1 protein-coding gene is annotated in these 387 nt (G+C 65.6%); it reads left to right on the plus strand.

Going from position 1 to position 387, the window contains the following annotated elements:
• Positions 1-134: 134 nt before the first annotated feature.
• Positions 135-387 (plus strand): hypothetical protein (locus C1I93_RS33475; protein WP_111246734.1); only part of this gene is annotated, 253 nt, incomplete at its 3' end.

The raw sequence follows: 387 nt of genomic DNA on the forward strand, positions 1-387 counted from the left end.
GTTCGAACCTGGCCCTACGGTGTTCGCCGAATGGGCCATCGCCGGTGGCCTGGACGGCAATACCCGGCGACAGAAAAGCGTCGAGGCACCGCAGGGCCGGTTCCTCACCGACAAACCCAGGAGTTGAGACGAGCATGAGCGACACCTTGTTGCTGACCGTGCTGCTCCGGCACGACCAGTCGAAGAATCTCGACGAGATCCAGGCCCGCATGAAGGCCATGGACTGGTGGGAGCGCTTTCCGGGAGAGGGCGTGGAGATCGTTTCCTGGACCGTCGCCATGGGCCTCGGCCAGATCGTCACCCTGCGCCTGCCGCCGGCCCTGCTGCCACGCGTCAACGTCGAACTGGAGCGCTCCGCCTGGGGCGTGTTCCGCACCGAATGCTACC

It is taken from the genome of Micromonospora endophytica, from assembly GCF_003236305.1.
Classification (GTDB): domain Bacteria; phylum Actinomycetota; class Actinomycetes; order Mycobacteriales; family Micromonosporaceae; genus Micromonospora; species Micromonospora endophytica.